Source organism: Sphingomonas sp. BL-S-05 (assembly GCF_055521695.1).
Genome location: NZ_CM145499.1, coordinates 1,986,744 through 2,013,725, shown reverse-complemented (window position 1 = coordinate 2,013,725; position 26,982 = coordinate 1,986,744). Strand labels below are relative to the sequence as shown.

Genomic DNA, 26,982 nt, shown 5'->3' with positions numbered 1-26,982 from the left:
TACCGTCACGACCATGACCGCCCTGCTGTGCGGCGCGGTGCTGGCGGTGCTGGTCGTCGGCAGTGTCTGGGCGTTGTATGTCGGGGTGTCGGCGCGGCGGGGGGCGATGGCGGATCGGGCGCTGTTCGATTCGCTGCGCGCGACGCTGGCGGCGTCGCCGGCGCTGGCGATGGTGGTGCGTGCCGATGGACGGTTGTCGATCGATCGCCCGCTCGCCGATCGACTCGGCCAGATCGAACTGCCGGCCAGCGCCGCCGATCTGGGCAATCCCGACAATGGCCTCGAACCCGGCAGCGCCGAACGGCTGCTCGATGCGATCAACGCTGCGCTGCGGGGCGGAAAGCCGTTCCGCACCGTCATCCGCGCGACCGGATCGGCGCGCTCGCTGTTCGCGATCGGCGATCGCGCGCCGCCCGCGCTGAACACGCCGGGCGGAGTGCTGGTCTGGTTCTTCGACGCGACCGAATTTCATGACGAGATCGCGACGCTGGGTGCCGAGGCGGAGGAATATCGCGCGGCGTTCGATGCGCTGTCGAGCCTGATCGAGGCTGCGCCGATGCCGATGTGGTATCGCGACGATTCGCTGCGGCTGGCGATGGTCAACACCGCCTATGTCCGCGCGGTCGACGCGCTGGATGCGGGCGAGGTGATCGCGCGACAGGTCGAACTGGTCGAGGGCGTCGGCATGGGCGGGCCGCTGGCCAGCGCCTCGATCGCGCGCGACACCGGCCAGCCGCAGCAGGCGGCGATGCCCGCGACGATCAATGGCGAACGGCGGATGCTGCGCGTCCACGACATGCCGCTGCGCGACGGCGGGACGGGCGGCTTCGCGATCGACGTGCATGAGATCGAGGAAGCGCGCGGCAAGCTGAAGCGCAGTCGCGACGCGCAGCGGGCGATGCTTGATCGGCTGTCGGCCGGGGTCGCGCAGTTCGCGCCCGACCGGACGCTGGTATTCTACAATCAGCCGTTCATCCGCGCCTTTGCGATGAAGCCCGAATGGCTGGCCGATCGCCCCGAATTCGACCGGGTGCTCGACCGGATGCGCGAGGCCAAGCGCCTGCCCGAAGTCCGCGACTTTCCGGGGTGGAAGGCGGAGCGGCGCGACTGGTTCCGCGCGGCGGAAGGCGCGATCGAGGAGCAATGGCATGTGCCGGGCGGCACGCATCTGCGCGTCGTCGCCCAGCCGCTGCCCGAAGGCGGATTGCTGCTGATCTTCGAGGATCGGACCGAGGAAGTGCAACTGGCCAGCGCGCGCGACACGCTGCTGCGCGTGCGCACCGCGACCTTCGACAATCTGTTCGAGGCGCTGGGCGTGTTCGCGGCCGATGGCCGGTTGCAGATATGGAACGCGAAATTCCGGCAGGTCTGGGGACTGGACGATGCGTTCCTCGACGGGCATCCGCGTGTCGATGCGCTGGCCGAGCGGGTCGCCGACAGCCTCGCCAATCCCGGCCGCGCCGCGTTGATTCCGGAACTGGTCCGCTTTGCCACGCAACAGCGCATGCAGCGGTCGGGGCGTTTCGCCATGGCCGATGGGCGGCATTACGAGTTCGGCGCGGTACCGCTGCCCGATGGCAATGCGTTGCTGACGATGCTCGACATTTCCGACAGCCGCCGCATGGAACAGGCGCTGCGCGACCGTAACGAGGCGCTGGAGGCGGCCGATCGCGTCAAGAACGCGTTCGTCGCGTCGATGAGCTACGAATTGCGCACGCCGCTGACCTCGATCAAGGGCTTCGCCGAGATGTTGCAGGCGGGCTATGCCGGCAAGCTGACCGAGGATGGCGGGCGCTATACCGACGCGATCCTCGAATCGGTCGAGCGGTTGAGCGGGCTGATCGACGACACGCTCGACCTGACCGCCAACGAGACGCTGCCGGTCGCACGGGCGACGGTCGCGCTGAAGATGATCGCAAGCGAAGCGGCGGAGGCGGCGCGCGCCACCGCGACCGCGCGCGGGGTCGATCTGGCGGTCGACATCGCACCGACCGCCGGGGTGATGCTGGGTGACGCGCGGCGGTTGCGACAGGCGATCGGCCATCTGCTCGACCATGCGATCGTGGGGCTTCGGCAGGGGGGGCGTGTGCTGTTGCATGTCGATGGCGATGCGCAGCGCGCGCGGATCGTGGTATCCGACGACGGTGCGGGCATGTCGAAGGAAGCGGTCGCCCGCGCCTTTGATCGCTTTGCCCAGGCGGGCGCGGCGCGGGTCGGCGAACGCGCGCTCAGCCTCGACCTGCCGCTCGCGCGGCAGGCGGTCGAGGCGCATGGCGGCACGATCGAGCTGGTGTCCGAAAAAGGGGTTGGGACGCTGGTGACGATCGACCTGCCGCGCGAGCCGTGATGCATCTGCGCGATGCGGCCGCAGCGCACGCCCTTGGCGTAGCGTTGGCGAAGGTCTTGCGGCCGGGCGATGTAGTCGCGCTGTCGGGGCCGTTGGGCGCGGGCAAGACCAGCATCGCGCGGGGGGTGCTGGCGTCGCTCGGCCTGGAAGGGGAGGCACCGTCGCCCAGCTTCGCGATCGTGCAGCCTTATGACCCACCCGAAGTGCGCATCAGCGTGCTGCATGTCGATCTCTACCGGATCGAGGACCCCGACGAAGCGCTCGAACTGGGGCTGGACGAGGCGCTGGACGATGCCGCGCTGCTGGTCGAATGGCCCGAACGGTTGGGCGACGATCCATGGCCCGATGCGCTGTGGCTGACCCTCGCCTTTGATGAGGGGGGCGGGCGGCGCTTGACAGCGCGGGTGCCGGGCGCTTGGGAAAGTCGATGGCCGCTGACCTGAACCCGCGCGATGCGGCACCTGCTTTCCTGACCCGGGCCGGATGGGGCGACGCACAGATCCTGCCGCTGGCGGTCGATGCTTCGTTCCGCCGCTATTACCGGGTGATCGGCACCGGGCGGACCGCCGTGCTGATGGACGCGCCCCCGCCCGAGGATACGCGCAAGTTCGCGCATATGGCGGCATGGCTCGGCGAACGGGGCTTTGCCGCCCCTGCAATTTTGGCTGACGATGCCGCCGACGGCTTCATGCTGCTGGAGGATTTCGGCGACATGCGCATGCGCGAGACGGTCGACGCCGCGCCGGAAAGCGAGGCGCGGCTATATGCGGCGGCGGTCGACCAGCTGTTGCGACTGCAACGCCATGAAGTGGCGCCGGTCCCGCCCTATGACCGCGCCTTCATCCTGCGCGAAGCGCATCTGCTGATCGAATGGTATTGCGACGCGCTGGGCCTCACCGTCGATACCGATGGCTATACGGCGGCATGGAATGCGGCGTTCGATGCGCTGCCCGACATGCCGGTGGTTACGGTGCTGCGCGACTATCATGCCGAAAACCTGATGCTGCTCGACGATACGCGGCTCGGGCTGCTCGATTTCCAGGACGCGCTGGCCGGTCATCCTGCCTATGATCTCGTGTCGCTGCTGCAGGATGCGCGGCGCGACGTGCCGGCAGTGGTCGAGGCGTCGATGCTCGCCCGCTACCGCGAATCGACCGGGGTGGGCGAGGGGTTCGACGCCGCCTATCATCTGTTCGGAGCGCAGCGGAACGCGAAGATCCTCGGCATCTTCACCCGCCTGTGGCGGCGCGACGGCAAGCCGCGCTATGGCGCGCTGTGCCCGCGCGTGTGGCGCTATCTGGAACGCGATCTCGCCCATCCGGCGCTGGCCGGGGTCGCGCGCTGGTTCGATCTCAACATCCCGCCGCATCGTCGCGGCGATCCGCAGGAACTCGCATGACCACGCTCCGTTCGATCCGCCCCCATCCGCAGGCGCAGGTGCCCGAAACCGCGATGGTGCTGGCGGCGGGATTGGGCAAGCGGATGCGCCCGTTGACCGCAATGCGGCCCAAGCCGCTGGTCGAGGTCGCGGGCAAGCCGTTGATCGACCATGTCTTCGACCGGTTGCGCGGGGCGGGGGTCAAGCGCGCTGTGGTCAATGTCCACTATCTGGCCGATGCGATGGAAGCGCATCTGAAGCACCGGGTTAAGGGCATCGAGGTCGCCGTGTCCGACGAACGGGCCAAGCTTCTGGAGACCGGCGGCGGGCTGGTGCAGGCGCGCGAACTGATTGGCGATCAGCCGTTCGTCTGCGTCAATTCGGACAATCTTTGGGTCGACGGTCCGGTCGATTCAATCAAGTTGCTCAGTGCCCTGTGGGACGATGCGAAGATGGATGCGCTGCTGCTGCTGGTGCCGCAGGCACTGGCGCATGGCCATCGCGGGCAGGGCGATTTCCATATCGACGCGCTGGGCCGCATCACCGGCCGTCGCAAGCCCGGCCGGCTGGCGCCGTTCGTGTTCACCGGTGTCCAGATATTGTCGCCGCGCGTCATCGCCGACTGGCCGGAAGGTGCCTTCTCCACCAACCTGTTCTGGAACCGCGCGATCGAGGCGGGGCGGGCGTACGGCGTCGTTCATCAGGGGCTGTGGTTCGACGTCGGTACGCCTAGCGCGATTCCGATGACCGAAGCGTTCCTCGCCGATGGCTGAGGCGAAGCGCCTCGGCCTCTACACCATCCCGATCCACCGCGCGTTTGCCGACGCGCTGGCGGTTGGCTTGATCCGCCGCTTCGGTGGCGACCCGATTGCACTGGCGCAGGGCATGGTGCTGGTTCCCACCAACCGCGCCAAGCGCACGGTGCAGGAGGCGTTCGTGCGCGCCAGCGGCGGCGGGTTGCTGTTGCCCCGGCTGGTCGCGATCGGCGATCCCGAACTCGATGAAGGCGCGGGCAGCTTTGCCGATCCCGCCGATGCCGCGCCGATCCCACCCGCGATCGATCCGCTCGCCCGGCGAATGATCCTCGCTCGGCTGGTCGCGGAAGAGCGCCAGCGCGCCGGTCGCCCGGTCGACGGCGCGGAAGCGGTGCGGCTGGCGGGAGACCTTGCCGCCACGCTCGACCAGTTGCTGGTCGAGGAAGTCGATCCGGCGGCCTTGCGCGAGCTGAACCTTGATGAGACGCTGTCGGCGCATTGGGAACGCTCGCTCGAACTGTTTCGCATCGTCCTCGATCGCTGGCCGGGTGAATTGGCGGCTTTGGGGCGGATCGACCTTGCCGACCGGCGCACGCGTCTGCTCAAGCGGCTATGCGCGCGCTGGACCACCCAGCCGCCCAAGGGGTTCGTCTGCGCGGCGGGCATCGCCACCAACGCGCCGGCCATTGCCCGCATCCAGAAATGCGTGGCGGGACTGCCGAAGGGGATGGTGGTCCTGCCCGGCCTCGACCTCGCGATGGACGAGGAGGAATGGGCGTCGCTTGGGCCGCACGATCCCGATCCGGTGACCGGGCGGCGCAAGCGGTCGATCGAGACCCATCCGCAATATCATCTGAAGCTGCTACTCGACCGGATGGGGGTCAACCGCCGCGAATTCGTCCGCTGGCAGGCGGCGAGCGAGCATGACGCAACCCCGACGCGCAGCCGCGCCATCGCCACCGCGCTCAGCCCCGCCGACCGCACCCATCACTGGATCGACGTGCCCGCTCCCGACCGTCGCCTGTCGGGCGTGCGGATGGTCGAGCTGGCGACCCCGGCCGAAGAGGCGCAGGCGATCGCCATCGCGTTGCGCGAAGCATTGGAGACACCCGGCCGCACCGCTGCGCTGGTCACCCCCGACCGCGCACTGGCCCGGCGGGTCGCGGCGCATATGGCGCGCTGGGGCGTGACGGTCGACGATTCCGCGGGGCAGCCGCTGTCGCTGCTGGCGCCGGGCACGCTGCTGCTGGCGCTGGTCGAAGCGGCGGCACAGGGTTTTGCGCCGGTCGCCTTGCTGTCGCTGCTCAAACACCCGCTGGTCAAGAGTGGCGACGCCGAGCAGCGCGTCGTCTGGCTCGACGGGGTGCGGCGGCTCGACCGTGCACTGCGCGGACCGCGCCCGGCACCGGGGCTGGCCGGGATCGATCGGCATCTGCGCGAGGGCGAACCGCGCGACGCGGCGATCCGGTCGGCGGCACAATCCTTCTGGGAAGTCGCCTGTCCGCTGCTGACCCCGCTGGCCAACGCCTTTGCCGCCGGACCGCAGCCCATGGCCGCGCTGCTGGCGCTGCTGCGCGAGACCGCCACCGAACTGGCGGGCGATGCCGCATGGAGCCGGCCCGAGGGGCGCGCCGCCGCCGAACTGATCGCCGCGCTGGAGGAACAGGCGCCGATCGGGCCGCCGACGCTCGACCCGCGCGCGCTGCCGGCATTGTTGCGGACGTTGCTCGACGAGGTCGCGGTGCGTCCGCCACAGGGGGCGCATTTCCGCCTCGCCATTCTCGGCCTGCTCGAAGCGCGATTGCAGACCGCCGACCTGATGGTCCTGGGCGGGTTGAACGAGGGCGTCTGGCCGCAATTGCCGTCGCCCGATCCGTGGCTCGCGCCGCGTATTCGTGCCGACCTCGGCCTGCCCGGTCTCGAACGCCGCATCGGCCTCGCCGCGCACGACTTTGCCGGAGCGCTGGGTGCGCGCGACGTCATCCTGACCCGTGCCGCCCGCGATGCGACCGCGCCGACCATCGCGTCGCGGCTGTGGCTGCGGTTGCAGGCGCTCGACGACGGGCTGGAGCGCGCCGGGCACCTGCGCGACTGGGCCCGCGCCATCGACACGCCCGATCGCTATGTCGCCGCGTCGCGGCCGGCGCCGCGTCCGCCCGTCGCATCGCGCCCGCGTCGCATTTCGGTGACCGAGGTCGACCGGCTGAAGGCCGACCCATACGCCTTCTACGCTCGGCGGATGCTGCGCCTGTTGCCGCTCGACGCGGTCGATGCCGATCCGACCGCCGCATGGCGGGGCACGGCGGTGCATGGCGTGCTCGAACGCTGGGCGCGCGAGGATGGGCTGGACCCCGTGAAGCTGCATCGCCGGTTGCAGGCGCTGTCCGACGATCCGCGGACCCATCCGCTGTTGCGTGCGCTATGGGTGCCGCGGCTGCGCGAGGCGATCGACTGGGTCGCCGCCTTCACCCACGAAAAGCTGGCGGAAGGGCGCATCGTCGCGGGGGTCGAATGCGACGGCCGGCTGGAGATCGCCGGCGTCGAACTGTCGGGCAAGGCCGACCGCATTGACCGCGCAAGCGACGGCAGCCTCGCCATCATCGACTATAAGACCGGCAAGGCGCCGAGCGCCAAGGCGGTCGCCGCCGGCTACAGCCTGCAACTCGGGCTGCTGGGGTTGATGGCCGAACGCGGCTGTTTCGGCGGGGTGCGCGGGACCGCCACCGCGTTCGAATATTGGTCGCTGACCAAGGACGGCGACCGCTTCGGCAAGATGACCTCGCCGGTCAATGCCGATGGATCGAAGGGGCGGGTGGTCGCCGACGACTTCGTCGCCATCGCGAAGGGGCATTTCGAAAACGCCGTCGCCCGCTTCCTGACCGGCGATGAGGCGTTCGTCGCCAAGCTCGTGCCCGAATATGCCCCCTATGCCGAATATGATCAGCTGATGCGCCGCGACGAATGGTATGGCCGTGAGTGAAGTCCGCGCGCTCCAGCGACTGAAGAACGATCAGGCGGCGGCCAGCGACCCGCATCGCCATGTCTGGCTGTCGGCGTCGGCGGGCACCGGCAAGACCCATGTGCTGTCGGCGCGTGTGTTCCGCCTGTTGCTGCGCGGGGTCGATCCGGCGGCGATCCTGTGCCTGACCTTTACCAAGGCCGGGGCGGCGGAAATGGCCGAGCGCGTCGCCAGCCGCCTCGCGCGCTGGGTGCGGTTGCCGACCCCCGATCTGAAGGCCGATCTGTTCGCGCTGGGCGAGGATGTGAACGATGCGGCGTTGCTGGCGCGCGCGCGTACGTTGTTCGCGCGGGTGCTCGACGCGCCGGGCGGTGGGGTCCGCATCCAGACGATCCACGGCTTCTGCCAGAGCCTGCTCGCCGGTTTCCCGGTCGAGGCGGGGCTGGTCCCCGGCTTCCGCCCGCTGGAAGCGCGCGAGGAAGCCGGCATGGCGCGCGAGGCATTGGCCGAACTGCTGGTCGAGGAACAGCGGTCCGGCTCGACCCGGATCGGCGACGCGATCGCCGCCATGTCGCTGCGCATGGGGGAGGGCGCGGCGGAGAATTTCCTGCGCGAATGTGCCCGCAATCCGCAGGCGATGGCCGAGTTGCCGAGCGGTATTCAGCCCTTCCTCCGCCGCGCTTTCCACCTCCCGTCGGACGACGTCGACAAGGTGATCGCGCAGGCGTGCGGCGACGACGAATTCGACTGCGACGCCCTCGAACGACTTGCCGAGGCCAATCGCGCGTGGGGCACGGCGACCGGGTTGAAGCTGCACGGCGCGATCCTGGACTGGCTGGCGCAACCGCCGACCGAACGTGCGCTGCGGCTGGGCGATGTGCGGGGCATGTTCTTCACCCAGAAGGATACGCTCAAGAAAGCATCGGCCAAGCTGATCGCTGCCGACCCCGATTATGACGAACTGGCCGAGGCGATCGGCACCCGCGCCGCCGAATTGCTGTCGATCCGCGCGCAGGCCGGTTATGCCGACGCACTGGCCGGTGCGCTTGAGGCGGGCCGTGCCTATGCCGACGCCTATGTCCGCGCCAAGCGGCGGGCCGGCGCGGTCGATTTCGACGATCTGATCCGCGAGACGCTGAACCTCTTGGCACAGCCCGGCATCGGCGACTGGGTGCGCTTCAAGCTCGACCAGACCACCGAGCATGTCCTGATCGACGAGGCGCAGGATACCAATCCGCAGCAATGGGCGATCGTCCGCTCGCTGGTCGAGGAATATTTCAGTGGCGACGCGGTGCGCGCGGCGGGGATGCGGACGCTGTTCGTGGTCGGCGACTATAAACAGGCGATTTTCGGCTTTCAGGGTACCGACCCGATCTATTTCCGCGCGGCACATCGCGACTTCAGCCGCCGCGCCGAATTGCCCGCCGACTATCGCGGCGATGCGCGCGAACTGGACACGCTGTCGCTGACCCACAGCTTCCGTACCACCCGGCCGGTCCTCGAGTTCGTCGACGCGGCGATCGCCGCCTTGCCCGACCCCGGCATGGGGATCGACACCCCCGAAACCCATGACAGCGAAGTGCCCGGACCCGGTACCGTGACCTTATGGGCGCCGACCGTGGTCGAGGCGGCGGGCGATGACGAGGAAGGCTGGATCGACGATTCGACCCGCGTCATCGCTCGACAGATCGCCCGCGCGATCAAGGGCTGGATCGGCACGCTGCCGCTCGAATCCAAAGGGCGGACGCTGCAGGCCGGAGACATCATGGTGCTGGTCAAGCGGCGAGGCGACCTCGCCTCGCTGATCGTCGCGCGGCTATATGCCGAGGGGGTGCCGGTCGCGGGCGTCGACCGGCTGCGCCTCGACGCACCGCTGGCCGTACAGGATCTGCTCGCCGCGATCCGTTTTGCGCTCCAGCCCGAGGACGATCTCAGCCTTGCCAACCTGTTGGTCTCGCCGTTGATCGGCTGGACGCAGGAACAGTTGCTGGCCGGGGCGCTGCGCGAAGGCGGAAGCCTGTGGCGGCACCTGCGCCAGACGAACAGCGACGTGGTCGAACCGCTGTCGCGCATCCTGCGCCGTGCCGACTTCGCTACCCCCTATCGCTTCCTCGAGGAACTGCTGTCGGGCGAACTCGACGGTCGCCGCAAGCTGATCGCCCGGTTGGGCGAGGAGGCGCGCGACCCGATCGACGAATTGTTGAACGCCGCGCTGTCGTTCGAAAGCGTTGCCACGTCCTCGCTGCAACGCTTCGTCGAATGGTTCGACCGGGGCGAGGTGGAGATCAAGCGCGACGCGGGGGCGTCGGGCGGCGCGGTGCGGGTGATGACCGCCCATGGGTCGAAGGGGTTGCAGGCGCCGTTGGTCCTGCTCGCCGACGCCGCGATCGATCCCGCCAACAGCCGCCGCGATATCGTCGCGTGGGTACCCGATGGTCATGACGGCGCGGCTTTCCCGGTGTTTCGCCCCCGCAGCGGCGAACGCGGGACGCCGGTCGACGACGCCGTCGCGGCGATCGACAAGCGCGAACTCGAGGAACATTGGCGGCTATTCTACGTCGCCGCGACCCGCGCCGAGGAACGGCTGGTGATCGCTGGCGCTCCCTCCGCCCGCTGTCAGGGCGTGCCGCCCGCGCTTAGTTGGTACAGCGCCGCCGCCGCTGCGTTCGATGCGCTCGGCGTGGCCGAGGGGGAGGGGGAACGTGTCTTCTGCGGCGTGAACCCGCAAAGCCCAGTCGCCGTTCGCGCGCGTCGCGATACTTCCGCGCCGCCGCAGACCGCCGCCCCGGACTGGCTTCGCGCGCCAGCCCCCGCCGAAGCGCGCCCGCCACGCCCGCTTGCCCCTTCCGCGCTTGGCGAGGACGAAGTGTCCGACCCGCCGCCGACGGCGACGATGCGCGCCGCGGCCGAGCGCGGTCGGCTGCTCCACCAGTTGTTCGAGCGCCTACCCGACCTGCCACGCGACCAGCGCGCCGATGCTGCCGAGCGCTGGCTGGCGGGCGCGGCGGGGGTCGAGGACGCGAAGCTGCGACATCGCGTCACGCGCGACGCGATGGCGATCCTCGACGATCCGGCCTTTACCGACCTATTCGGTCCCGACGCACTCGCCGAAGCACCGATCGCCGCCGTCGTCGGTACGCAGGTCGTGGCGGGCACGGTCGATCGGCTGTGCATCGGCGACCGGCTGGTCCGCGTCGTCGACTTCAAGACCGGCCGCCGCGTACCTGGCAGCATAGACGAGATTCCGGTCTATCATCTCAAGCAGATGGCCGCCTATGCCGCCGCGCTCGCCGTCATCTTCCCCGATCACGCGATCGAGGCGGCATTGCTCTACACCGCGGGGCCGACAATGTTCGTCCTGCCTGCCGACCTGCTCCGCGCCTACAAGCCCGGCTATGGGGCCGGGGAACAAAGCTTGCTCGGTGAAGCTTGAGGTGCCGCCCCCGCGACCATAGATATCGGTCCAGAAGGAGATACCCATGCCGACCAAGACCGTAACCGACGCCAGCTTTTCCGCCGATGTCCTGCAATCCGACAAGCCGGTGCTGGTCGATTTCTGGGCGGACTGGTGCGGCCCGTGCAAGATGATCGCCCCGGCGCTCGAGGAAATCGCCGACGAACTGGGCGACAAGGTGACGATCGCGAAGGTCGACATCATGGCCAACCCCGACACTGCCGGTTCGATGGGCGTCCAGTCGATTCCGCTGCTGAAGCTGTTCAAGAACGGCCAGCCGGTCGCCGACCTGCTCGGCGCGCGGCCGAAGAGCCAGTTGAAGGCTTGGCTCGAGGGTGAACTGGGCTGATGCTGCTGGTGGCGCTGCTGTTTCAAGCGGCAGCGCCGCCGCCACCACCGCCTTGTCATCGGCAGGAGAAACGCGGTGACCTTACCGTGTGGCAGTATCTTGGCGACCGAACCTGCGTAAAGTTCGAACCGCCGAGGGTCATGGAAGGGACATGGCTGGTCGATTTCGAAGCCTCGACATTCTATGATCGTTCGGCCGCCCGGGACGGAGCGCATGCCGATAGGGGCGTGTCATGGTTCAATCCGAACGAGCCGTTGACGCCTTTCGTCAGTCCGGTGAGCAATGTGATTGGCAATGGCCGCCGCATGTACCGGGTACGCTTTGTTGGCCGAAAGTCCGCTCCGCTAGACCCTCGTATCTTTCAAGGTTTCGGCCATCTGGGCGGCGCCCGGAGTCTTGTCCTACTTGATGAGATGTTGTCGATCGAGGACATGGGGCCACTTCACACCAACTACCCAGAACCGTTACGTCGCCCTTAATCGGTAGATAAGCTACCGCCGTTCAACTCCGATAATCGGCGTTGATCGAAATATAGCCATGTGTCAGGTCGCAGGTCCACACCGTCGCGCGGCCTTCGCCCAGGTGCAGGTCCACCCCGATCTCGACCTCCTGCCCCTTCAGATGCGCCGCGACCGGCGCTTCGTCATAGCCCGCGACCGCCAGCCCGCCTTCGGCGACCTGCGTGGTGCCGAAGCGGATCGACAGCTTGTCGCGCTCGGCCGGCTCGCCCGCCTTGCCGACCGCCATCACCACCCGGCCCCAATTGGCGTCTTCCCCCGCGATCGCGGTCTTGACCAGTGGCGAGTTGGCGATGCTCATCGCGATCCGGTGTGCGCTGCCATCGCTTTCCGCACCCTCGACGGTCACGGCGATGAACTTCGACGCGCCTTCGCCATCGCGCACCACCAGATGCGCCAACTGCCGACACAGGTCATGGAGCGCCGCGACGAATGCATCTGCCCCGTCATCATCGAACGATGCGATCGGATCGCCGCCCGCCGCGCCGGTCGCGAACGCCAGCACCGTGTCGCTGGTCGAGGTGTCGCCGTCAACCGTGATGCAGGAAAAGGTCTGGCGGTTGGCCGCCTCCAGCGCGGCTTGCAGGAACGCCGGATCGACCGCCGCATCGGTGAAGATGAACCCCAGCATCGTCGCCATGTCCGGCGCGATCATGCCCGATCCCTTGATGATCCCGGCCAGCTTGACCGTCCGGTCGCCGACCTTCGCGGTCGTGAACGCGCCCTTGGTGAAGGTGTCGGTCGTGCCGATCGTCTCCGCCGCCGCTTCCCAGCCACAGGGTTCGGCGACGAACGCCGCGTCCAGCCCGGCCTCGGCCTTGTCGATCGGCAGGGGCACGCCGATCACCCCGGTCGAGGCGACGAACACGTCGGACGGCTGGCAGCCGATCGCCTGCGCAGTGCGCGCCGCGATCGCCTCGACCGCCGCGCGGCCGCGGTCGCCGGTAAAGGCGTTGCTGTTCCCGGCATTCACCACCAACGCCCGTGCCCGGCCGAGCACCAGCGCGCGACGGCACCATTCGACCTCGGGCGACGGACATTTGCTGTTGGTCAGCACCCCTGCCACCGCCGTTCCCTCGGCCAGCGTGGCGAAGGTCAGGTCGCACCGGTCCCACGCCTTGTACCGCGCCCGCGCCACGCGCAGCGTCACGCCCCCGATCGGCGGCAGCGCGGGGAAGGGCGTGGCGAGCGGCGATACGGCAGTCGACATGGGCGCGGTGTCCGGTCTGGCCTGCACCGATCACGGGGCAGGGGGTGATGATGCGACGGTTCCTACGCATGGGCGCGGGCGTTGCAACGCTTTGTTGCGTGTGGTCACAATGACGCGCATCGGCTGGACGCCGGCCCAGCCATTCCCTATGTCTCGTCGATATGCGACCGGGCGACCCGTCGCAAAACCAAACCGTCTGGACGTATCGCTTGCGTTTGCTGCTGTTCCTTTCCGCGCTGCTGACGGGCCTGACCGGCCTGCTCCCCGGCGTGGGAGTCGCGAATGCGCGCCAAGTGGCGGAGGCACAGGCCGTTGCGGGGCAGATCGCGGTCGCGATCGTCGCAGCGCCGGCGGCCGCGATCGTTCGACCCGAACAGCCGCTTGCCGGTGAACCGCGCCCGCTGTTCCTGACGCCCGCGCCCTATGTCGCGGTTCGCGCGCGCACGCTGCGCACCCACGAATAGCGCCCACCCGCGCTTTTCCGACCTTTCCTGTCGCGCAGCCGCCGGACCGCATGCGGCGCGCGTCCCGTATCTTCAAGGAACTCCCATGTTCGGTGGCCTCGCCAAATCTTTGTTCGGGTCGTCCAACGACCGCTACGTCAAGTCGCTCGGTTCGATCGTCAGCAAGATCAACGGCTTCGAGCCGACCCTTACCGCCATGTCCGACGAGGAACTGGCGGCGCAAACCCCGAAATTCCGTGAGCAGCTGGCGAATGGCGCCAAGCTCGACTCGCTGTTGCCCGAAGCCTTTGCCACCGTCCGCGAAGCCGCGCGCCGCGTGCTCGGCATGCGCCATTTCGACGTGCAGATGGTCGGCGGCATCGTCCTGCACCGGGGCGAAATCGCCGAAATGCGCACCGGCGAGGGCAAGACGCTGGTCGCGACGCTGGCCTGCTATCTGAACGCGCTGCCGGGCGAGGGCGTCCATGTCGTCACCGTCAACGACTATCTGGCGCGGCGCGACGCCGCGCAGATGGGGCAGGTCTATGGTTTCCTTGGCCTGACCACCGGGGTGATCGTGCCGAACATCCCTGATCACCAGCGCCGCGAAGCCTATGCCGCCGACATCACCTACGGCACCAACAACGAATTCGGCTTCGATTACCTGCGCGACAATATGAAGTTCGACCGGGCGTCGATGACGCAGCGGCCGTTCAACTTCGCGATCGTCGACGAGGTCGATTCGATCCTGATCGACGAAGCGCGCACCCCGCTTATCATTTCGGGTCCGACCGACGACAAGTCCGACCTGTACCGCTCGGTCGACGAGATCGTGAAGCGGTTGTCGCCGGACGATTACGAGAAGGACGAGAAGCAGAAGTCGGTGGTGCTGACCGAGGACGGCACCGAAAAGGTCGAGCGGATGCTGGAAGAGGCCGGGCTGCTGTTCGGCGCGAACCTCTACGACTTCGAAAACACGCAGGTCGTGCATCATGTGAACCAGGCGCTGCGCGCGAACATGATGTTCAAGCGCGACACCGATTACATCGTGAAGGACGGGAAGGTCGTCATCATCGACGAATTCACCGGCCGCATGATGGACGGTCGCCGCTGGTCGGACGGTCTGCACCAGGCCGCCGAGGCTAAGGAAGGCGTGAATATCGAGCCGGAGAACCAGACGCTCGCTTCGATCACCTTCCAGAATTATTTCCGCATGTACCCGAAGCTGTCGGGCATGACCGGCACGGCGGCGACAGAAGCGCCCGAATTCTTCGACATCTACAAGATGAACGTCGTGTCGATTCCGACCAACGTGCCGGTGCGCCGCGTCGACGAGGAAGACGAATTCTACAAGACGTTGGAAGACAAGTTCCGCGCGATCGCCCGGAAGATTCGCGAACATGCGTCGAAGGGGCAGCCGGTGCTGGTCGGCACCGTCTCGATCGAAAAGTCCGAACTGCTCTCCGACTTCCTCACGCAGGAAGGCGTCGAGCATAAGGTGCTGAACGCGCGTTATCATGAATCCGAAGCGCATATCGTGGCGCAGGCGGGCCGGCTGGGTGCGGTGACGATCGCGACCAACATGGCCGGGCGCGGCACCGATATTCAGCTCGGCGGCAACCTCGAATTCCGGATGCTCGACGAACATCCCGATCTGGTCGAGGGCACCAGCGAATATGATGCCGCCGCCGCGCGCATCCGCGCCGAGATCATCGAGGAAAAGGCGAAGGTGCTGGAGGCCGGCGGCCTGTTCGTGCTCGGCACCGAACGCCATGAAAGCCGCCGCATCGACAACCAGCTGCGCGGCCGGTCGGGGCGTCAGGGCGACCCGGGCCTGTCGCGCTTCTACCTCTGCCTCGACGACGATCTGCTGCGCATCTTCGGGCCGGACACGCTGTTCGCGAAGATGATGCGCAACAATATCGAGGATGGCGAGGCGATCGGCAGCAAGTGGCTGAGCCGCGCGATCGAAACTGCGCAGAAGAAGGTCGAGGCGCGCAACTACGACGTGCGCAAGCAGGTCGTCGAATATGACGACGTGATGAACGACCAGCGCAAGGTCATCTACGAACAGCGCGCCGACATCATGGATGCCGAAACGGTCGGCGACGTCGTGATCGACATGCGCCATGCGGTCGTCAACACCGTCGTCGGCGATGCCGTGCCGCCCGACAGCTATCCCGAACAGTGGAATGTCGAGGGTCTGCGCGAGCGTGCGCAGGAACTGCTGGGCGTCGACGCGCCGGTCGCCGACTGGATCGCGAACGAGGACGGCCTCGACGCCGAAACCCTCGAAGAGCGTATTCGCAAGGACGCCGACGCGCTGGTCGAGGCGAAGTCGGCCGAACTCGATGCCGATAGCTGGACCCAGATCGAAAAGTCGATCCTGCTCCAGACGCTCGACCATCACTGGAAGGAGCATCTGGCGATGCTCGACGCGCTCCGGGCGGTCATCCACCTACGCGCCTATGCCCAGAAGACGCCGATCAACGAATATAAGCAGGAAGCGTTCGCGCTGTTCGAACGGATGCTCGCCAGCATCCGCGAAGACGTGACCCGGACGATGGCGCACGCCAATTTCAACTTCCAGGCGCCGCCCGAGCTTCCCGAACTGCCCGATTTCCTGACGATGCATATCGACCCGCTGACCGGCGAGGACGATAGCTGGGGCGGGGAGGGCGCGCAGGGCCTGATCACCACCCGCGTGCCGATGCTGCAGATGGCGGCGCCGGTACCCGACGAGGAACTCGGCGACGATCCGGCCAGCTGGGAAGGCCGCGTCAGCCGCAACGCGCCGTGCCCGTGCGGGTCGGGGCGCAAGTACAAGCACTGCCACGGCGCGCTGGTGGCGTAATGCCGCCGGCCGCCTTGATCCTGCCGTACCCCCGCGCAGGCGGGGATCCCGGGCCATAGGCGCTGCGCTTCGTAACTCTGTATCCCCGCCTCCGCGGGGATACGCATATGGAAAAGGCCGCCGTTCCCATGGGAACGGCGGCCTTTCCGTGTCCACCCGATCGCAGCGTTACCGCCGCGGTTCGGGCTCCATCACGCTCGGTCCGAGGCTCTGCAACACCGCGCGCGCGTCGAACGCACGGACGTTGTTGGCGGGCTTGGGACCCTTGCCCAGCACGATCTCCGCCATCGCCTCATATTTGTCGACGGTGCGGATATCCATCGTGTTGCCGAAGAACGGATCGCCCCAGAACGGGTCCCATGCGCGCCAGCCGAATGCGGGGCTGCGATAGCGCCATGCCGGACCCCAGCCGCCCCAGCCGAACCCGGCGCCCCAGCCGCCGAACCCGCCGACGCCCGGCGTCGAATAGGTGCGGCTGCGCAAATTGGTGTCGCGATCGGCCATCAGGAAATAGTCGTAGCCGCGCTCCAGTGTCAGCTGCGCCGCGCGGTACAGGAGATAGCGCTCCACCGTCTCGCGCGAGGTCAGGCTGTTGCCCGAGAACGCCACCTGATAGCGGTTCGGCTCGATCTGCTGGTCGCTATAGCCGTTGCGATAGAAGCCGGAGCCGGATGCCGGCTGATAGGGGGTCGGCGTCGCACAGGCGGCAAGGGCCAGCGCTCCGACAAGGGTCGTGCCGATCGCGCGAAGGCGGGCACGCGGGGTAGGGTGCAGCAACATCAGTTTCTCCAATGCCGCCATGGCTACCGACTCATGGCGATCGTCCATTGCCATAAAGAACGATCCGCCGCGGGTTCGGGTCCAAGGACGCAGCACGACGGAACGTGGCGTACATCAGATTACCCGATGCTGAACGTCGGTTCAGCAATTGTGTGACGAAGCATTTCCGGCATCGTCCATCGGGTGGAGCCGGACGCGGAAAACAACCGACGCCTTGCCGCAACAATGCGGTGCCCCGACCGGGGAAAAGTCCAGATTTTCCGGGGGGGTGTCGCTGGCTCCCTGAGTAGGATTCGAACCTACGGCCGCTCGATTAACAGTCGAGAGCTCTACCGCTGAGCTATCAGGGAACAACTGCGAGGCCGCGTCTCTACCAGCGGATTCGGGCTTTGCAAGCGGTTATTTTCGGATTTTTGGAAGAAAGTCTGGCGAAGGCGGATTTCCGCGCTTTTCCGGGTGGAAGGGGGGTGGTTCACGCAAAGGCGCGATGGGCGCGAAGCGACAGAAAGTGAATTTCGCGCAGAGGCGCGGAGGCGCAGAGAGATCGCCCTGCGCGAACGTCCCGCGAACGGGACACGCGGTTTTGCGCGGCCAAGAAGAATGAAGCCGCTGGCGCGGATGAACTCGCGACAGGCGCAACCCCTCTGCGCCTCCGCGCCTCTGCGCGAAATCTACCTTCTTCTTCGCGCCTTCGCGTGAACCTAATTACCGGAGCCTAGCCGGCGAACTGCTCCATCGTGATCCGGTCGTCCAGCGCATGTTCGGGGTCGAACAACAGCGTCAGGTCGCGTACCCGGTCGATCGCCACGTCGACCTGTGCCACGTCGCGCACTTCGCGCTGGTCGGCGACCGCCGATACCGGGCGCTTTTCCGGCTCCAGCACCTTCAGCGTGATCCGCGCCTTGTCGGGCAGGATCGCGCCGCGCCAGCGCCGGGGGCGGAACGGGCTGATTGGGGTCAGCGCCAGCATTGCCGACCCCATGGGCAGGATCGGGCCGTTCGCCGACAGATTATATGCCGTCGATCCGGCGGGCGTCGCGGCGAGGATGCCGTCGCACACCAGTTCGGGCATCACCACCCGGTCGTTGACCGACACTTCGAGCTTCGCGGTCTGCCGCGTCTCGCGCAGCAGCGAGACTTCGTTGATCGCCGGCAGAACGCGGACCTCGCCGTCCATCGTCGTCGCGGTCATGGTCAGCGGCGATACGCGGAACGGCTTGGCACGGCCCAATCGCCGCTCCAGCTCGTCCATCCGCCATTCGTTCATCAGGAACCCGACCGTGCCGAGGTTCATGCCGAACACCGGCACCGTCCGCCGCCGCTCCAGCAGCATGTGTAGCACCTGCAGCAGGAACCCGTCCCCGCCCAGCGCCACGATCAGGTCGGCATCCTCGACCCCGCGAAAGTCGTAACGGGCGCGCAGCGTCTCCTCGGCGGCACGCGCCTGCGCCGTCGGCGATGCGAGCAGGGCGAGCCGCGTCATCCGCCGGTGACGCTCATGTGACGGGCAACGGCCGGCGCCGCACCCGCCTCGATACGGAAGTCATGCGCCGCCGGCTTGCGCGGCAGCGCGGCGTCGAGCGCCGCATCGACCGCCGCCAACCCGCCGGTGCGCAGCGCATCCTTCAGATCGACATGGTCGTCATGGCCGAGGCACAGATAGAGCTTGCCCTCGGTCGTCAGCCGGATGCGGTTGCAGCCGGCACAGAAATTGGCGGTAAGCGGCGAGATCAGCCCCAGCCGGTTGCCATGTTCGCCGACCCTCCAGTATCGCGCCGGCCCGCCGGTGCGGTGCGTGTCGCGGGTCAGGGTAAAACGCTGCGACAGCGTGTCGAACACCCGCGTCAGCGGCACGAAACGATCGGTGCGATCCTCGTCGATTGCGCCCAGCGGCATCGTCTCGATCAGCGACAGGTCATGCCCCTCGCGCCCGCACCAGTCGAGCATATCGCCGACCTGATCCTCGTTCAGCTCCTTCAGCACCACCATGTTGATCTTGACCGCGATCCCCGCCTCGCGCGCGGCGGCGATGCCGTCGATCACCTGCGCGACATCGCCATGGCGCGTCACATAGCGGAAGGTATCGGGGTCGAGGCTGTCGAGGCTGACATTGATCCGACGGATTCCGGCATCGGCCAGCGCCGGCGCATGCTCGCGCAGCCGCGTCGCGTTGGTGGTCACGGTCAGTTCGTCGAGGCCGTTTCCGACCATCCGTCCCAGCCGCTGGCACAATTCGGTGACGCCGCGCCGTACCAGTGGCTCGCCGCCCGACAGGCGGATCTTGTCGATCCCGCGCGCCACGAAGCGTTCGGCGATCAGGGCGATTTCCTCGAGGCTCAGCACCTTGGCGCGGGGCAGGAAGGTCATCGCCTCCGCCATGCAGTACCGGCAGCGCAGGTCGCAGCGATCGGTGACGGAGATCCGCAGGTAGCGAATGGTGCGGCCATGCGCGTCGATCAGGTTGGGGGCGCAGGACATTGTCGCCCAAGTTAGGAGCGGATGCGGAGGAGGACAAGGCGCGGTCGCTCGTTCGGTCGCCGATGCGCCCATGTCGGTGCGAATGTCGCGGGGCCGGCGCTTTCGGTTACCCCCGCGCCTGGTCGAGACCCCATGAAACCCGCTTCCGCTACCTCGACCTTCGCTGGGGGTACGACGGAGTCCCCGAATCGAATGCGGGGCGGCGATAACGCTCTTTTCAACCGCACAACGTCCGCCACCGAACCATACAAGCTGTCCATTGCCGCCGTTCCCGCCCGGACCTACAGTCGGGCCATGACGGGGGGCATGACCGGTTGGCACGGCGAGGATGCGGCAAGACAGCGCGCGCTGTTCCTGTTGTCGTTCAGGCAGCGCGACGAACTGGCGGCGATCCTGTCGCGCGGCGGCTGGCATGTCGTCGCTGCGCGTCGGGCGGAAGGATTGCGGCAGCGGGTTGTCGCCAGTGGCGCCGCGATCACCATCATCGACGCGCGCGGCGCGGTGGAGGAAGGGATCGCCGCCACCGCCGAACTAGCACAGGTCGCGGGACATGGCGATGCGCTGCTGGTGCTGCTGTCGCGCAACGACAGCGCCCGGCTGGGCGAATTGCACGATGCCGGCGCTACCCATTTCCTCGTCAGCCCGATCGCGGCGGACGTGCTGTTGCAGGCGGTGCGCTCGGCCGAACGCCATGTCGTGCGCATGGGCGGTGGCTGGCACGATCCGCATGTCGGCGGCGGGGCCGCGCTTGGCTGGCGGCATGACGGCGAACGCGGCACGCTGCAACTGACCCCGGCATTGGCCGAGGCGACCGGCCTGCCCGAACTCGGCTCGTCGCGCGCGGCGCTGCGGACGATCGGGCAGGCGGGGCGGCGTACGGCGCTGACCGCGATCCGGCGGCTGCGCGATACGCTGCCCGCCACCGCCTTCGCCCACGACCTGCCGGGGGTCGGGCGCGTGGTGCAGCATGTCGCGCGCGATCCGCACACCCACCGGCTGCATGCGCTGGTCGAACCGCTGGCACGGATCGGCGATATCGGTGCGGCGGTGCGCGAGGCGTTGGGATCGGTGCGCGACATGACTGGCGCGCGGGCATGGCTCGACCGCCGCATCCTTGCCGGCGAACGGCCGGGCGTACGGATGCTTACCGTTGCCGGGATCGATGCGGTCAACCGGCAACAGGGGCGCGGCGCGGGCGATACGCTGCTGCGCGCGGTCGAGCGGCGGATCGAGCGTGCCGTGCGCGATGCCGGGGTGGCGCGGGCGGCGCTGGCGCGGCTGGGCGGCGCCGACTTCGCGGTGCTGTTGCCGCACGGGGCCGATGCCGGGCTCGACACCGCGCTGGCGCAGGCGCTGGCGCGTCCGTTCGTCGCCGGCAGCGTGATGGTGACGCTGTCCCTGCAACAGGCATTCGGCGTCGCGCGGGTGGGGGAGGATGGCGGCGCGTTGCTGCACCGGGTCGGCAGCGGCCTGCCCGGCAGTACGGCCGGCGCGGCGCAGGCCCGCCGTCCCCTTGACGACGCCGAGACGCTGGCGACCGAAATCCACCGCGCGATCGATCGTGGCGAGATCGCGATCCGCTTCCAGCCGCAGGTCCATCTGCTGTCCGGCGCGATCGTCGGGGTCGAGGCGCTGGCGCGCTGGGACCATCCCGATCGCGGCGAACTGGGCGCAGAACTGCTCTTCGCCGCCGCCGCCCGGGCCGGGTTGGTGGAGGCGCTGTCCGGGCATGTCCAGCAGCGCGCGCTGCGGATCGCCGCCGACTGGTCTGCGCCGCTGTCCCACCTGCGGCTGTCGATCAACGTCACCGCGGAGGATATCGCCCATGGCGATTTCGCCGACACGCTGCTGGCGCGGGCCGATGCCGGCGGCTTCCCGCGCGACCGGCTGACGGTCGAGATCACCGAAAGCGGGCTGATCGCCGATCTAGGCGAGGCGGCGGGGCTGCTGGCGACGCTGCGCGCGGCGGGATGCCGCGTCGCGATCGACGATTTCGGCACCGGCTATTCCAGCCTCGCCTATCTCAAGGCGCTGCCGCTCGATTATCTGAAGCTCGATCGGCGGATGACACAGGATATCGTGGGTACGCACCGCGACCGGGTGGTGGTGCGCGGCGTGATCGACATGGCGCGTTCGCTCGACCTGACGATCATCGCCGAGGGGGTGGAGACGGTGGAACAGCGCGACGCGCTCGCGACCGAAGGCTGCCAGCTCTATCAGGGGTTCCTGTGCGCCGGTCCGCTGACCGTCCCGGCACTGGAGAAACTGCTGTCTTAGTATCTGATCCGGCAAAGCCGGATCAGGGCGGTGCCCGCCCACTCCCCCACCCGACCACCCAGTCAGGATATGCTGTGGGTGGTCGGGTGGGGGAGCGGGCCGGCACCGCTTCGACGCAAGTGGTCAGGCCCTAGTAACGCGCGATCGACAGGTCGGCCGTCTCGATCGCGGCGCGCCTGCCCGACATCAGGTCGGCGATCACCGCCGCCGACCCGCACGCCATCGTCCACCCGAGCGTCCCGTGGCCGGTGTTGAGGAACAGGTTGCCATATCTGGTCGGCCCGACCACCGGCGTGCTGTCAGGCGTCATCGGTCTGAGGCCGCTCCAGAAACTCGCCCGCGACGTATCGCCCGCCCCGGGGAACAGGCTGCCCAGCGAATATTCGAGCGTCGCCCGCCGCGCTTCGGGCAGGTCGTTGTTGAACCCCGAAATCTCCGCCATCCCGCCCACGCGGATGCGGTCGCCCAGCCGGGTGATCGCGACCTTGTAGCTTTCGTCGAGCAGCGTCGACACCGGCGCACGGGCTTCGTCGACGATCGGCACGGTGATCGAATAGCCCTTCACCGGATAGACCGGGACCCGCAGCCCCAATGGCGCCACCAGTTGCGGCGAAAAGCTGCCCATCGCCACCAGATAGGCGTCGCCCGTTACCGGCCCGGCATCGGTTTCGACCCCGGTGATCCGGTCGCCCTGCCGTACGAGCCGCCGGATCGTCGTCCCCATGCGGAACTCGACCCCGGCATCCGCCGCCATCTGCGCCAGCGCGTTGGTGAATTTGAAGCAGTCGCCCGTCTCGTCCCCCGGCAGGCGCAGCCCCCCGGCGAGCGGCTGGTTGCTGCCGGCCAGCCCCGGTTCGGCGGCGATACATCCGGCGCGGTCGAGCACTTCATAGGCGACACCGTCCGCCTTGAGCACCGCGATATCCTTGTCGATGCCCGCCAGCTGCTTTTCCTCGCGGAACAGTTGCAGCGTCCCCTGCGACCGCTCGTCATAGGCGATGCCGGTGGCGCCACGCAGCTCGATCAGCTTGTCGCGGCTATATTCCGCCAGCCGCACCATCCGCGCCTTGTTCACCGCATAGTCGCGCGCGTTGCAGTTGCCGAGCATCGCCACCAGCCAGCGCAGCATCGCCAGGTCAAATTGCGGGCGCAGGATCAGCGGCGCATGCTCCATGAACAGCCACTTCACCGCCTTCGCCGGAATACCCGGCGCCGCCCAGGGCGAGGCATAGCCCGGCGAAATCTCCCCGGCATTGGCGAAGCTGGTTTCGAGCGCCGGCCCCGCCTGCCGGTCGATCACCACGACCTCATGGCCCGCCTGTGCCAGATACCATGCCGAAGTGACCCCGATCACCCCCGCGCCGAGAATTACGACCCGCATGGCGGCACCCCCTCTTGCCCTACCCCGATGATCCGGCGCGCATGGCGATGGCGCAGCCCGGTCAATAGTTCATAGGCGATCGTGCCGGCGTCCTCGGCGACTTGGTCGATCGTCTGGTGCGGTCCGATCAACTCGGCATGGCCCGCCGCCGCCAGCACGTCGCCCGGTACGTCGGTCACGTCGATGCAGATGCTGTCCATCGACACCCGCCCGGCGATCGGCGCGCGGTGGCCGCCGACATAGGCCGCACCCCGGTTGCTCAGCGACCGCGGCCAGCCATCGGCATAGCCATAGGACAGCGTCGCGATCCGCCGGTCCTGCGCCGCGACCGAGGTCAGCCCATAGCCGACGCCCGTCCCGGCCGGCACGTCGCGCCATTGCACGATGCGCGCGTCGAGCGACACCACCGGCCGCATCGGATTGTCGCGGCCCATTTGCGGCGCGGCGCCGTACAGCGCGATCCCCGGCCGCACCAGATCGCCGTGAAACGCGCCCGAAAGGAACGCGCCGCCCGAATTGGCGAGCGACCGGGGGGCGGGTGGCAACATCGCCGCCAGTTGCTCGAACCGTGCCCGCTGCGCCGCGTTCGCCGCCGCATCGGGTTCGTCCCCGCATGCCAGATGGCTCATCACCAGCACGATCTCGAGATCGGCAAGCGGCGCACCGTCCGCCGCCAGCGCCGCGACCTCGCCCGGCGAAAGCCCCAGCCGCGACATGCCGCTATCGACCTGCACCGCCGCCGGAAGCCGTCGCCCGACGATCCGCGCCGCCGCCGCCCAGCGCGCGATATCCGCCGGGCAGTTGAGCACCGGCACCGCCTCCGCCGCGATCAGCGCCGCTTCGTCGCCGGGGGCGATGCCGTTCAGCACGAACAGCCGCGTATCGACCGGCAGCGACGGGCGCAGCGCGCTCGCCTCGCCGGTCAGCGCGACGAAGAAATCGCGGCAGCCGACGCCATAGAGCGCACCTGCGACCAGCGCCGCGCCCAGCCCATAGCCATCGGCCTTCACCACCCCCGCGACGCGTGCCGGCGCGACGGTCCGCGCGACGGTGCGGTAATTGGTGGCCAGCGCATGCAGGTCGATGGTCAGCGTCATGGGCGATATCGTCTCCGGTGCCGATCCTAGCGTCGAATCACGTGCAGTTTATGCGTTTGTGTTGCAGGATCGTTGATAATCGTCCGTGTGCGCAACATCGTGCGGCATGAAAGCAACATTGCATGAATCTCGATGCGATCGACCGCAAATTGCTCAACCTGCTCCGGCTCGACGCGCGCCGCACCAACAATGCGCTGGCGGCGGAGGTCGGTTTGTCGCCCTCGGCCTGCCTGCGCCGCATCCGCCTGCTCGAGGATGCCGGCGTCATTCGCGGCTACACCGTCGTCACTCGCGCCGACCCGCACGATCATGGGGCGACCGTCATCGTACAGGTGACGCTGGAGCGCCAGACCGAGGAATATCTGTCCCGTTTCGAAGCCGCGGTGCGCCGCCACGCCGAAATTCAGGAATGCTGGCTGATGACCGGCCAGTCCGATTACTGGCTGCGCGTCGCGGTGGAGTCGGCGGCGGCGTACGAGGCGCTGCACACCGATATCCTGTCGCGCCTGCCGGGGGTGACGCGGATCAATTCGAGCTTCGCGATGCGCAATGCGCTGATGCCAAGGCGGCGGGGGTAGGCGTTGGGCTAACCCCGCCCGTGCGCGCGGACCGTTCGTGCACGCCCCGTTCGTGCGCGTGTTGCGTTCGTCCTGAGTGGCCATTGAGCTTGTCGAAATGGCGTATCGAAGGACCGTCGAAGGCATGTGCGTCGATACGTGTCTTAGGCTTCGCTCAGCCCGTAAAGCCAATCGACGGTCAGCGACGATCGTGAATTTTCGTCATTCCCGCGCAGGCGGGAATCCATGGCCGCCGACGTTTCGGCTGGCTTCGCTACGCTGGCGCATAGGGACTCCCGCCTTCGCGGGAGTGACGACAGTAGCTGGAACAATCGTCCCGCGTACAGGGAACGGAATGTCGATCGGCCCCTACTCCGCACGGACGGGGAAGAAGGCATAACCAACCCAATCCGCCCCCCTCCCGTTCGGTTCGAGCAGCTTCGAGCTTGTCGAGAAGCGTCTGTCGAGAACGGCCTGCTTGGGGCAACCCCTTCTCGACCTCAGTTCTAGGGCGGATCGACATTCAAGGGTCGCCACCTTTCCCTCTCCCCTGGGCAGGGGAGAGGGTTAGCGGAGCTTGCCAGCGTGCTGGCTAGCGCAGCTTGGGAGAGGGGTCGAGCGAGCCGAAGGCTCGCGCGCTCGCTTGCGCGAGCGCTTCACCCCTCACCCAGCTCCGACTAAGTCTTTGCTACGCAAAGACCAAGTCTGCGCAACCCTCTCCCCTCTACGAGGGGCGAGGGGAGGAAGGGCTTATCTGAATGTCGATCCGGCCTAGACAGGCTCGAACCTGCGCTCGAAGCAAACGGGAGGAGGATGAGATAAGAAACCCCTACTGCAACCGCGCCAGTTTCTCCGCCGTCCGCACGTCATGCGCAACCACCGCGCCGCTCAACCGCTCGATCAGGCCGAGCAGACCGCCACCGCGCACCGCGGTCTCGGGTGCCAGCAACTCGCTGCCCCATTCGCGCGCCAGCGCCTCGATCTCGCTCGACCGGTCGACCGTCACCGACCGGAACGGCAGCAACGTCGCCGGCGACGCAAACCGATCCGCGCCGACGTCGGCCGTCGGGGCGACCAGGATCGCGCCCGCCACACGCTGTACATAATGGGATGGCGACAGCCGCGCCCACCATGCCGCCGCACGGCAGCCGGCGCCATGCGCCAGCAGGATCACCTGCCGATCCGCCTCGCCGACGAAACGGTCGATCCGAGCACCCAGCAGATTGCGGTCGGCATCGGTCTGTCGTCCGAGCGGCAGCAGCGTCGCCCGCAACCGGTTGATCGCCTCGCCCAGCGCGGGCGGCGGCGGTCCGTCGGAAAGGGCAAGGACCGAACAGCGGGCAGCGGCGATGGCGACCATGGTTTCGACTCCCGTTCAGGATCTCGACAGGAAAGCTAACACAGCGCCGAACCGGTGCAACAACGCAAAGTTGGAAGGACGACGAAGCGACGCTTCGCCGCCGCGAACCGCCTTGCCACCGCCCGCCAAGACCGGTCGATCACAATGGCAGCGCCGTCGTCGACTTCACCTCCTCGAGCACGGCATAGGTCCGGGTCTCGCGCACCCCGGGCACGGTCGTCAGCGTCCGGCCCAAAAAGGCGCGATACGCGTCCATATCGGCCATGCGGACTTTCAACAGATAATCGAAACCCCCCGCAACCATGTGACATTCCAGCACTTCCGGCAAATCGCGGACATGGTGGGCGAATGCGGTGAATACGTCGTCGGTGGTGCGGTCGAGCAGTACTTCGATAAAGACCAGCAGCGACCGGTCGAGCTTTGCCGGGTCGAGCAGCGCCGCATAGCCGCGAATGACCCCGCCCTCCCGCAACCGCCGGACCCGTTCGAAACAGGCTGCGGGCGAGATGCCGCACTGGCTGGCCAGCGCCTGATTGGTGATGCGCCCGTCCGCCTGCAGCACGCGGAGCAACTTGCGATCGGTCTGGTCCATCCTGTCCCCCATTGTCGGGAGCCGCCTGCTCCCCACCCGTCACCCCGAATCAAGTCGGGACCGCTGCGAAAGTCCTCCGCCGATCCTGGAAACCTTCCTTACTTTCGAGCAGGCGGGGTCCAAAGCCAGGCAAAACGAAGCTTTGCGAGTGTGGCTCTGGATCCCCGCCTGCGCGGGCATACGGGGAAGCGGA

The 26,982-nt window shown here is 67.9% G+C and carries 20 protein-coding genes and 1 tRNA gene; 12 read left to right on the top strand and 9 right to left on the bottom strand.

The genetic code is table 11. The features are described 5' to 3' along the window. Window positions 1-13 precede the first annotated feature (13 nt). The 8 genes from ACZ1JS_RS09385 to ACZ1JS_RS09350 are packed head-to-tail and all read left to right on the top strand — an operon-like array spanning window position 14 to window position 11,721. Entirely contained in the window at window positions 14-2,347 is a 2,334-nt protein-coding gene (locus ACZ1JS_RS09385) for a sensor histidine kinase (protein WP_465165842.1), read from the top strand. Then, a complete protein-coding gene (tsaE, locus tag ACZ1JS_RS09380) occupies window positions 2,347-2,790 on the top strand; it encodes a tRNA (adenosine(37)-N6)-threonylcarbamoyltransferase complex ATPase subunit type 1 TsaE (RefSeq protein ID WP_465165841.1) in 444 nt (147 codons plus the stop codon). The genes ACZ1JS_RS09385 and tsaE overlap by 1 nt, the downstream gene beginning before the upstream one ends. Beyond that, window positions 2,775-3,746 carry an aminoglycoside phosphotransferase family protein gene (locus tag ACZ1JS_RS09375; protein ID WP_465165840.1) on the top strand — a complete coding sequence of 324 codons (972 nt, stop codon included), beginning with the start codon at window positions 2,775-2,777 and terminating at the stop codon, window positions 3,744-3,746. The genes tsaE and ACZ1JS_RS09375 overlap by 16 nt, the downstream gene beginning before the upstream one ends. Continuing rightward, window positions 3,743-4,498 carry a nucleotidyltransferase family protein gene (locus ACZ1JS_RS09370; RefSeq protein WP_465165839.1) on the top strand — a complete coding sequence of 252 codons (756 nt, stop codon included), beginning with the start codon at window positions 3,743-3,745 and terminating at the stop codon, window positions 4,496-4,498. The genes ACZ1JS_RS09375 and ACZ1JS_RS09370 overlap by 4 nt, the downstream gene beginning before the upstream one ends. Beyond that, window positions 4,491-7,460, top strand: coding sequence for a double-strand break repair protein AddB (gene addB, locus ACZ1JS_RS09365; RefSeq protein ID WP_465165838.1), 2,970 nt, complete (start codon window positions 4,491-4,493; stop codon window positions 7,458-7,460). Before ACZ1JS_RS09370 ends, addB begins: the two co-directional genes overlap by 8 nt. Then, window positions 7,447-10,872: a double-strand break repair helicase AddA gene (gene addA, locus ACZ1JS_RS09360; protein ID WP_465165837.1), complete on the top strand. Its 3,426-nt coding sequence runs from the start codon at window positions 7,447-7,449 to the stop codon at window positions 10,870-10,872. The genes addB and addA overlap by 14 nt, the downstream gene beginning before the upstream one ends. 46 nt (window positions 10,873-10,918) lie before the next feature. After that, a complete protein-coding gene (gene trxA / locus ACZ1JS_RS09355; RefSeq protein WP_055760313.1) occupies window positions 10,919-11,242 on the top strand; it encodes a thioredoxin in 324 nt (107 codons plus the stop codon). After that, on the top strand, window positions 11,242-11,721 hold the full coding sequence (locus ACZ1JS_RS09350; RefSeq protein ID WP_465165836.1) for a hypothetical protein: 480 nt from the start codon (window positions 11,242-11,244) through the stop codon (window positions 11,719-11,721). Before trxA ends, ACZ1JS_RS09350 begins: the two co-directional genes overlap by 1 nt. A 22-nt stretch (window positions 11,722-11,743) precedes the next feature. Here ACZ1JS_RS09350 and argJ read toward each other — a convergent pair whose 3' ends face one another. Continuing rightward, complete coding sequence (gene argJ / locus ACZ1JS_RS09345; RefSeq protein ID WP_465165835.1) at window positions 11,744-12,970, bottom strand: bifunctional glutamate N-acetyltransferase/amino-acid acetyltransferase ArgJ; 1,227 nt, start codon at window positions 12,968-12,970, stop codon at window positions 11,744-11,746. A 209-nt stretch (window positions 12,971-13,179) separates the two neighbouring features. Between argJ and ACZ1JS_RS09340 the strand changes: the two genes are divergently transcribed. Both ACZ1JS_RS09340 and secA read left to right on the top strand, forming a co-directional pair. Then, a complete protein-coding gene (locus ACZ1JS_RS09340) occupies window positions 13,180-13,434 on the top strand; it encodes a hypothetical protein (protein WP_465165834.1) in 255 nt (84 codons plus the stop codon). An 85-nt stretch (window positions 13,435-13,519) separates the two neighbouring features. Then, entirely contained in the window at window positions 13,520-16,267 is a 2,748-nt protein-coding gene (gene secA / locus ACZ1JS_RS09335) for a preprotein translocase subunit SecA (RefSeq protein ID WP_465165833.1), read from the top strand. Between the two features lie 168 nt (window positions 16,268-16,435). Here secA and ACZ1JS_RS09330 read toward each other — a convergent pair whose 3' ends face one another. From ACZ1JS_RS09330 to moaA, 4 genes are all read right to left on the bottom strand, one after another. After that, on the bottom strand, window positions 16,436-17,101 hold the full coding sequence (locus ACZ1JS_RS09330; protein ID WP_465165832.1) for a CC0125/CC1285 family lipoprotein: 666 nt from the start codon (window positions 17,099-17,101) through the stop codon (window positions 16,436-16,438). 221 nt (window positions 17,102-17,322) lie between these two features. Continuing rightward, a tRNA-Asn gene (locus ACZ1JS_RS09325) sits at window positions 17,323-17,397 on the bottom strand. Between the two features lie 365 nt (window positions 17,398-17,762). Beyond that, window positions 17,763-18,530 (bottom strand): NAD kinase, encoded by a 768-nt coding sequence (locus ACZ1JS_RS09320; protein ID WP_345878175.1) that lies wholly within the window; start codon window positions 18,528-18,530, stop codon window positions 17,763-17,765. Continuing rightward, entirely contained in the window at window positions 18,527-19,525 is a 999-nt protein-coding gene (moaA, locus tag ACZ1JS_RS09315; protein ID WP_465165831.1) for a GTP 3',8-cyclase MoaA, read from the bottom strand. The genes ACZ1JS_RS09320 and moaA overlap by 4 nt, the downstream gene beginning before the upstream one ends. A 294-nt stretch (window positions 19,526-19,819) precedes the next feature. Here moaA and ACZ1JS_RS09310 point away from each other — a divergent pair, with 294 nt between their 5' ends. Then, a complete protein-coding gene (locus ACZ1JS_RS09310) occupies window positions 19,820-21,802 on the top strand; it encodes an EAL domain-containing protein (RefSeq protein ID WP_465165830.1) in 1,983 nt (660 codons plus the stop codon). A 130-nt stretch (window positions 21,803-21,932) separates the two neighbouring features. Here ACZ1JS_RS09310 and ACZ1JS_RS09305 read toward each other — a convergent pair whose 3' ends face one another. Both ACZ1JS_RS09305 and alr read right to left on the bottom strand, forming a co-directional pair. Beyond that, window positions 21,933-23,183, bottom strand: coding sequence for a D-amino acid dehydrogenase (locus ACZ1JS_RS09305; protein WP_465165829.1), 1,251 nt, complete (start codon window positions 23,181-23,183; stop codon window positions 21,933-21,935). Then, on the bottom strand, window positions 23,171-24,280 hold the full coding sequence (gene alr / locus ACZ1JS_RS09300) for an alanine racemase (protein ID WP_465165828.1): 1,110 nt from the start codon (window positions 24,278-24,280) through the stop codon (window positions 23,171-23,173). The genes ACZ1JS_RS09305 and alr overlap by 13 nt, the downstream gene beginning before the upstream one ends. Before the next feature lie 122 nt (window positions 24,281-24,402). On the opposite strand from alr, the gene ACZ1JS_RS09295 reads away from it, so the two are divergent. After that, on the top strand, window positions 24,403-24,858 hold the full coding sequence (locus ACZ1JS_RS09295; protein ID WP_242116662.1) for an Lrp/AsnC family transcriptional regulator: 456 nt from the start codon (window positions 24,403-24,405) through the stop codon (window positions 24,856-24,858). A gap of 808 nt (window positions 24,859-25,666) precedes the next feature. Here ACZ1JS_RS09295 and ACZ1JS_RS09290 read toward each other — a convergent pair. Together ACZ1JS_RS09290 and ACZ1JS_RS09285 are read right to left on the bottom strand one after the other, a co-directional pair. Then, window positions 25,667-26,197, bottom strand: coding sequence for an alpha/beta hydrolase (locus ACZ1JS_RS09290; RefSeq protein ID WP_465165827.1), 531 nt, complete (start codon window positions 26,195-26,197; stop codon window positions 25,667-25,669). 139 nt (window positions 26,198-26,336) lie between these two features. Further along, window positions 26,337-26,789, bottom strand: coding sequence for an Lrp/AsnC ligand binding domain-containing protein (locus tag ACZ1JS_RS09285; RefSeq protein WP_465165826.1), 453 nt, complete (start codon window positions 26,787-26,789; stop codon window positions 26,337-26,339). Window positions 26,790-26,982 lie beyond the last annotated feature (193 nt).

Coding starts and splice junctions, on each gene's coding strand:
- ACZ1JS_RS09310 (WP_465165830.1), top strand. CDS start 19,820: ATGACGGGGGGCATGACCGGTTGGCACGGCGAGGATGCGGCAAGACAG.
- argJ (WP_465165835.1), bottom strand. CDS start 12,970: ATGTCGACTGCCGTATCGCCGCTCGCCACGCCCTTCCCCGCGCTGCCG.
- ACZ1JS_RS09295 (WP_242116662.1), top strand. CDS start 24,403: ATGAATCTCGATGCGATCGACCGCAAATTGCTCAACCTGCTCCGGCTC.
- alr (WP_465165828.1), bottom strand. CDS start 24,280: ATGACGCTGACCATCGACCTGCATGCGCTGGCCACCAATTACCGCACC.
- ACZ1JS_RS09305 (WP_465165829.1), bottom strand. CDS start 23,183: ATGCGGGTCGTAATTCTCGGCGCGGGGGTGATCGGGGTCACTTCGGCA.
- ACZ1JS_RS09385 (WP_465165842.1), top strand. CDS start 14: ATGACCGCCCTGCTGTGCGGCGCGGTGCTGGCGGTGCTGGTCGTCGGC.
- ACZ1JS_RS09370 (WP_465165839.1), top strand. CDS start 3,743: ATGACCACGCTCCGTTCGATCCGCCCCCATCCGCAGGCGCAGGTGCCC.
- addA (WP_465165837.1), top strand. CDS start 7,447: ATGGCCGTGAGTGAAGTCCGCGCGCTCCAGCGACTGAAGAACGATCAG.
- secA (WP_465165833.1), top strand. CDS start 13,520: ATGTTCGGTGGCCTCGCCAAATCTTTGTTCGGGTCGTCCAACGACCGC.
- ACZ1JS_RS09290 (WP_465165827.1), bottom strand. CDS start 26,197: ATGGTCGCCATCGCCGCTGCCCGCTGTTCGGTCCTTGCCCTTTCCGAC.
- ACZ1JS_RS09320 (WP_345878175.1), bottom strand. CDS start 18,530: ATGACGCGGCTCGCCCTGCTCGCATCGCCGACGGCGCAGGCGCGTGCC.
- ACZ1JS_RS09375 (WP_465165840.1), top strand. CDS start 2,775: ATGGCCGCTGACCTGAACCCGCGCGATGCGGCACCTGCTTTCCTGACC.
- ACZ1JS_RS09285 (WP_465165826.1), bottom strand. CDS start 26,789: ATGGACCAGACCGATCGCAAGTTGCTCCGCGTGCTGCAGGCGGACGGG.
- ACZ1JS_RS09350 (WP_465165836.1), top strand. CDS start 11,242: ATGCTGCTGGTGGCGCTGCTGTTTCAAGCGGCAGCGCCGCCGCCACCA.
- moaA (WP_465165831.1), bottom strand. CDS start 19,525: ATGTCCTGCGCCCCCAACCTGATCGACGCGCATGGCCGCACCATTCGC.
- trxA (WP_055760313.1), top strand. CDS start 10,919: ATGCCGACCAAGACCGTAACCGACGCCAGCTTTTCCGCCGATGTCCTG.
- tsaE (WP_465165841.1), top strand. CDS start 2,347: ATGCATCTGCGCGATGCGGCCGCAGCGCACGCCCTTGGCGTAGCGTTG.
- ACZ1JS_RS09330 (WP_465165832.1), bottom strand. CDS start 17,101: ATGGCAATGGACGATCGCCATGAGTCGGTAGCCATGGCGGCATTGGAG.
- addB (WP_465165838.1), top strand. CDS start 4,491: ATGGCTGAGGCGAAGCGCCTCGGCCTCTACACCATCCCGATCCACCGC.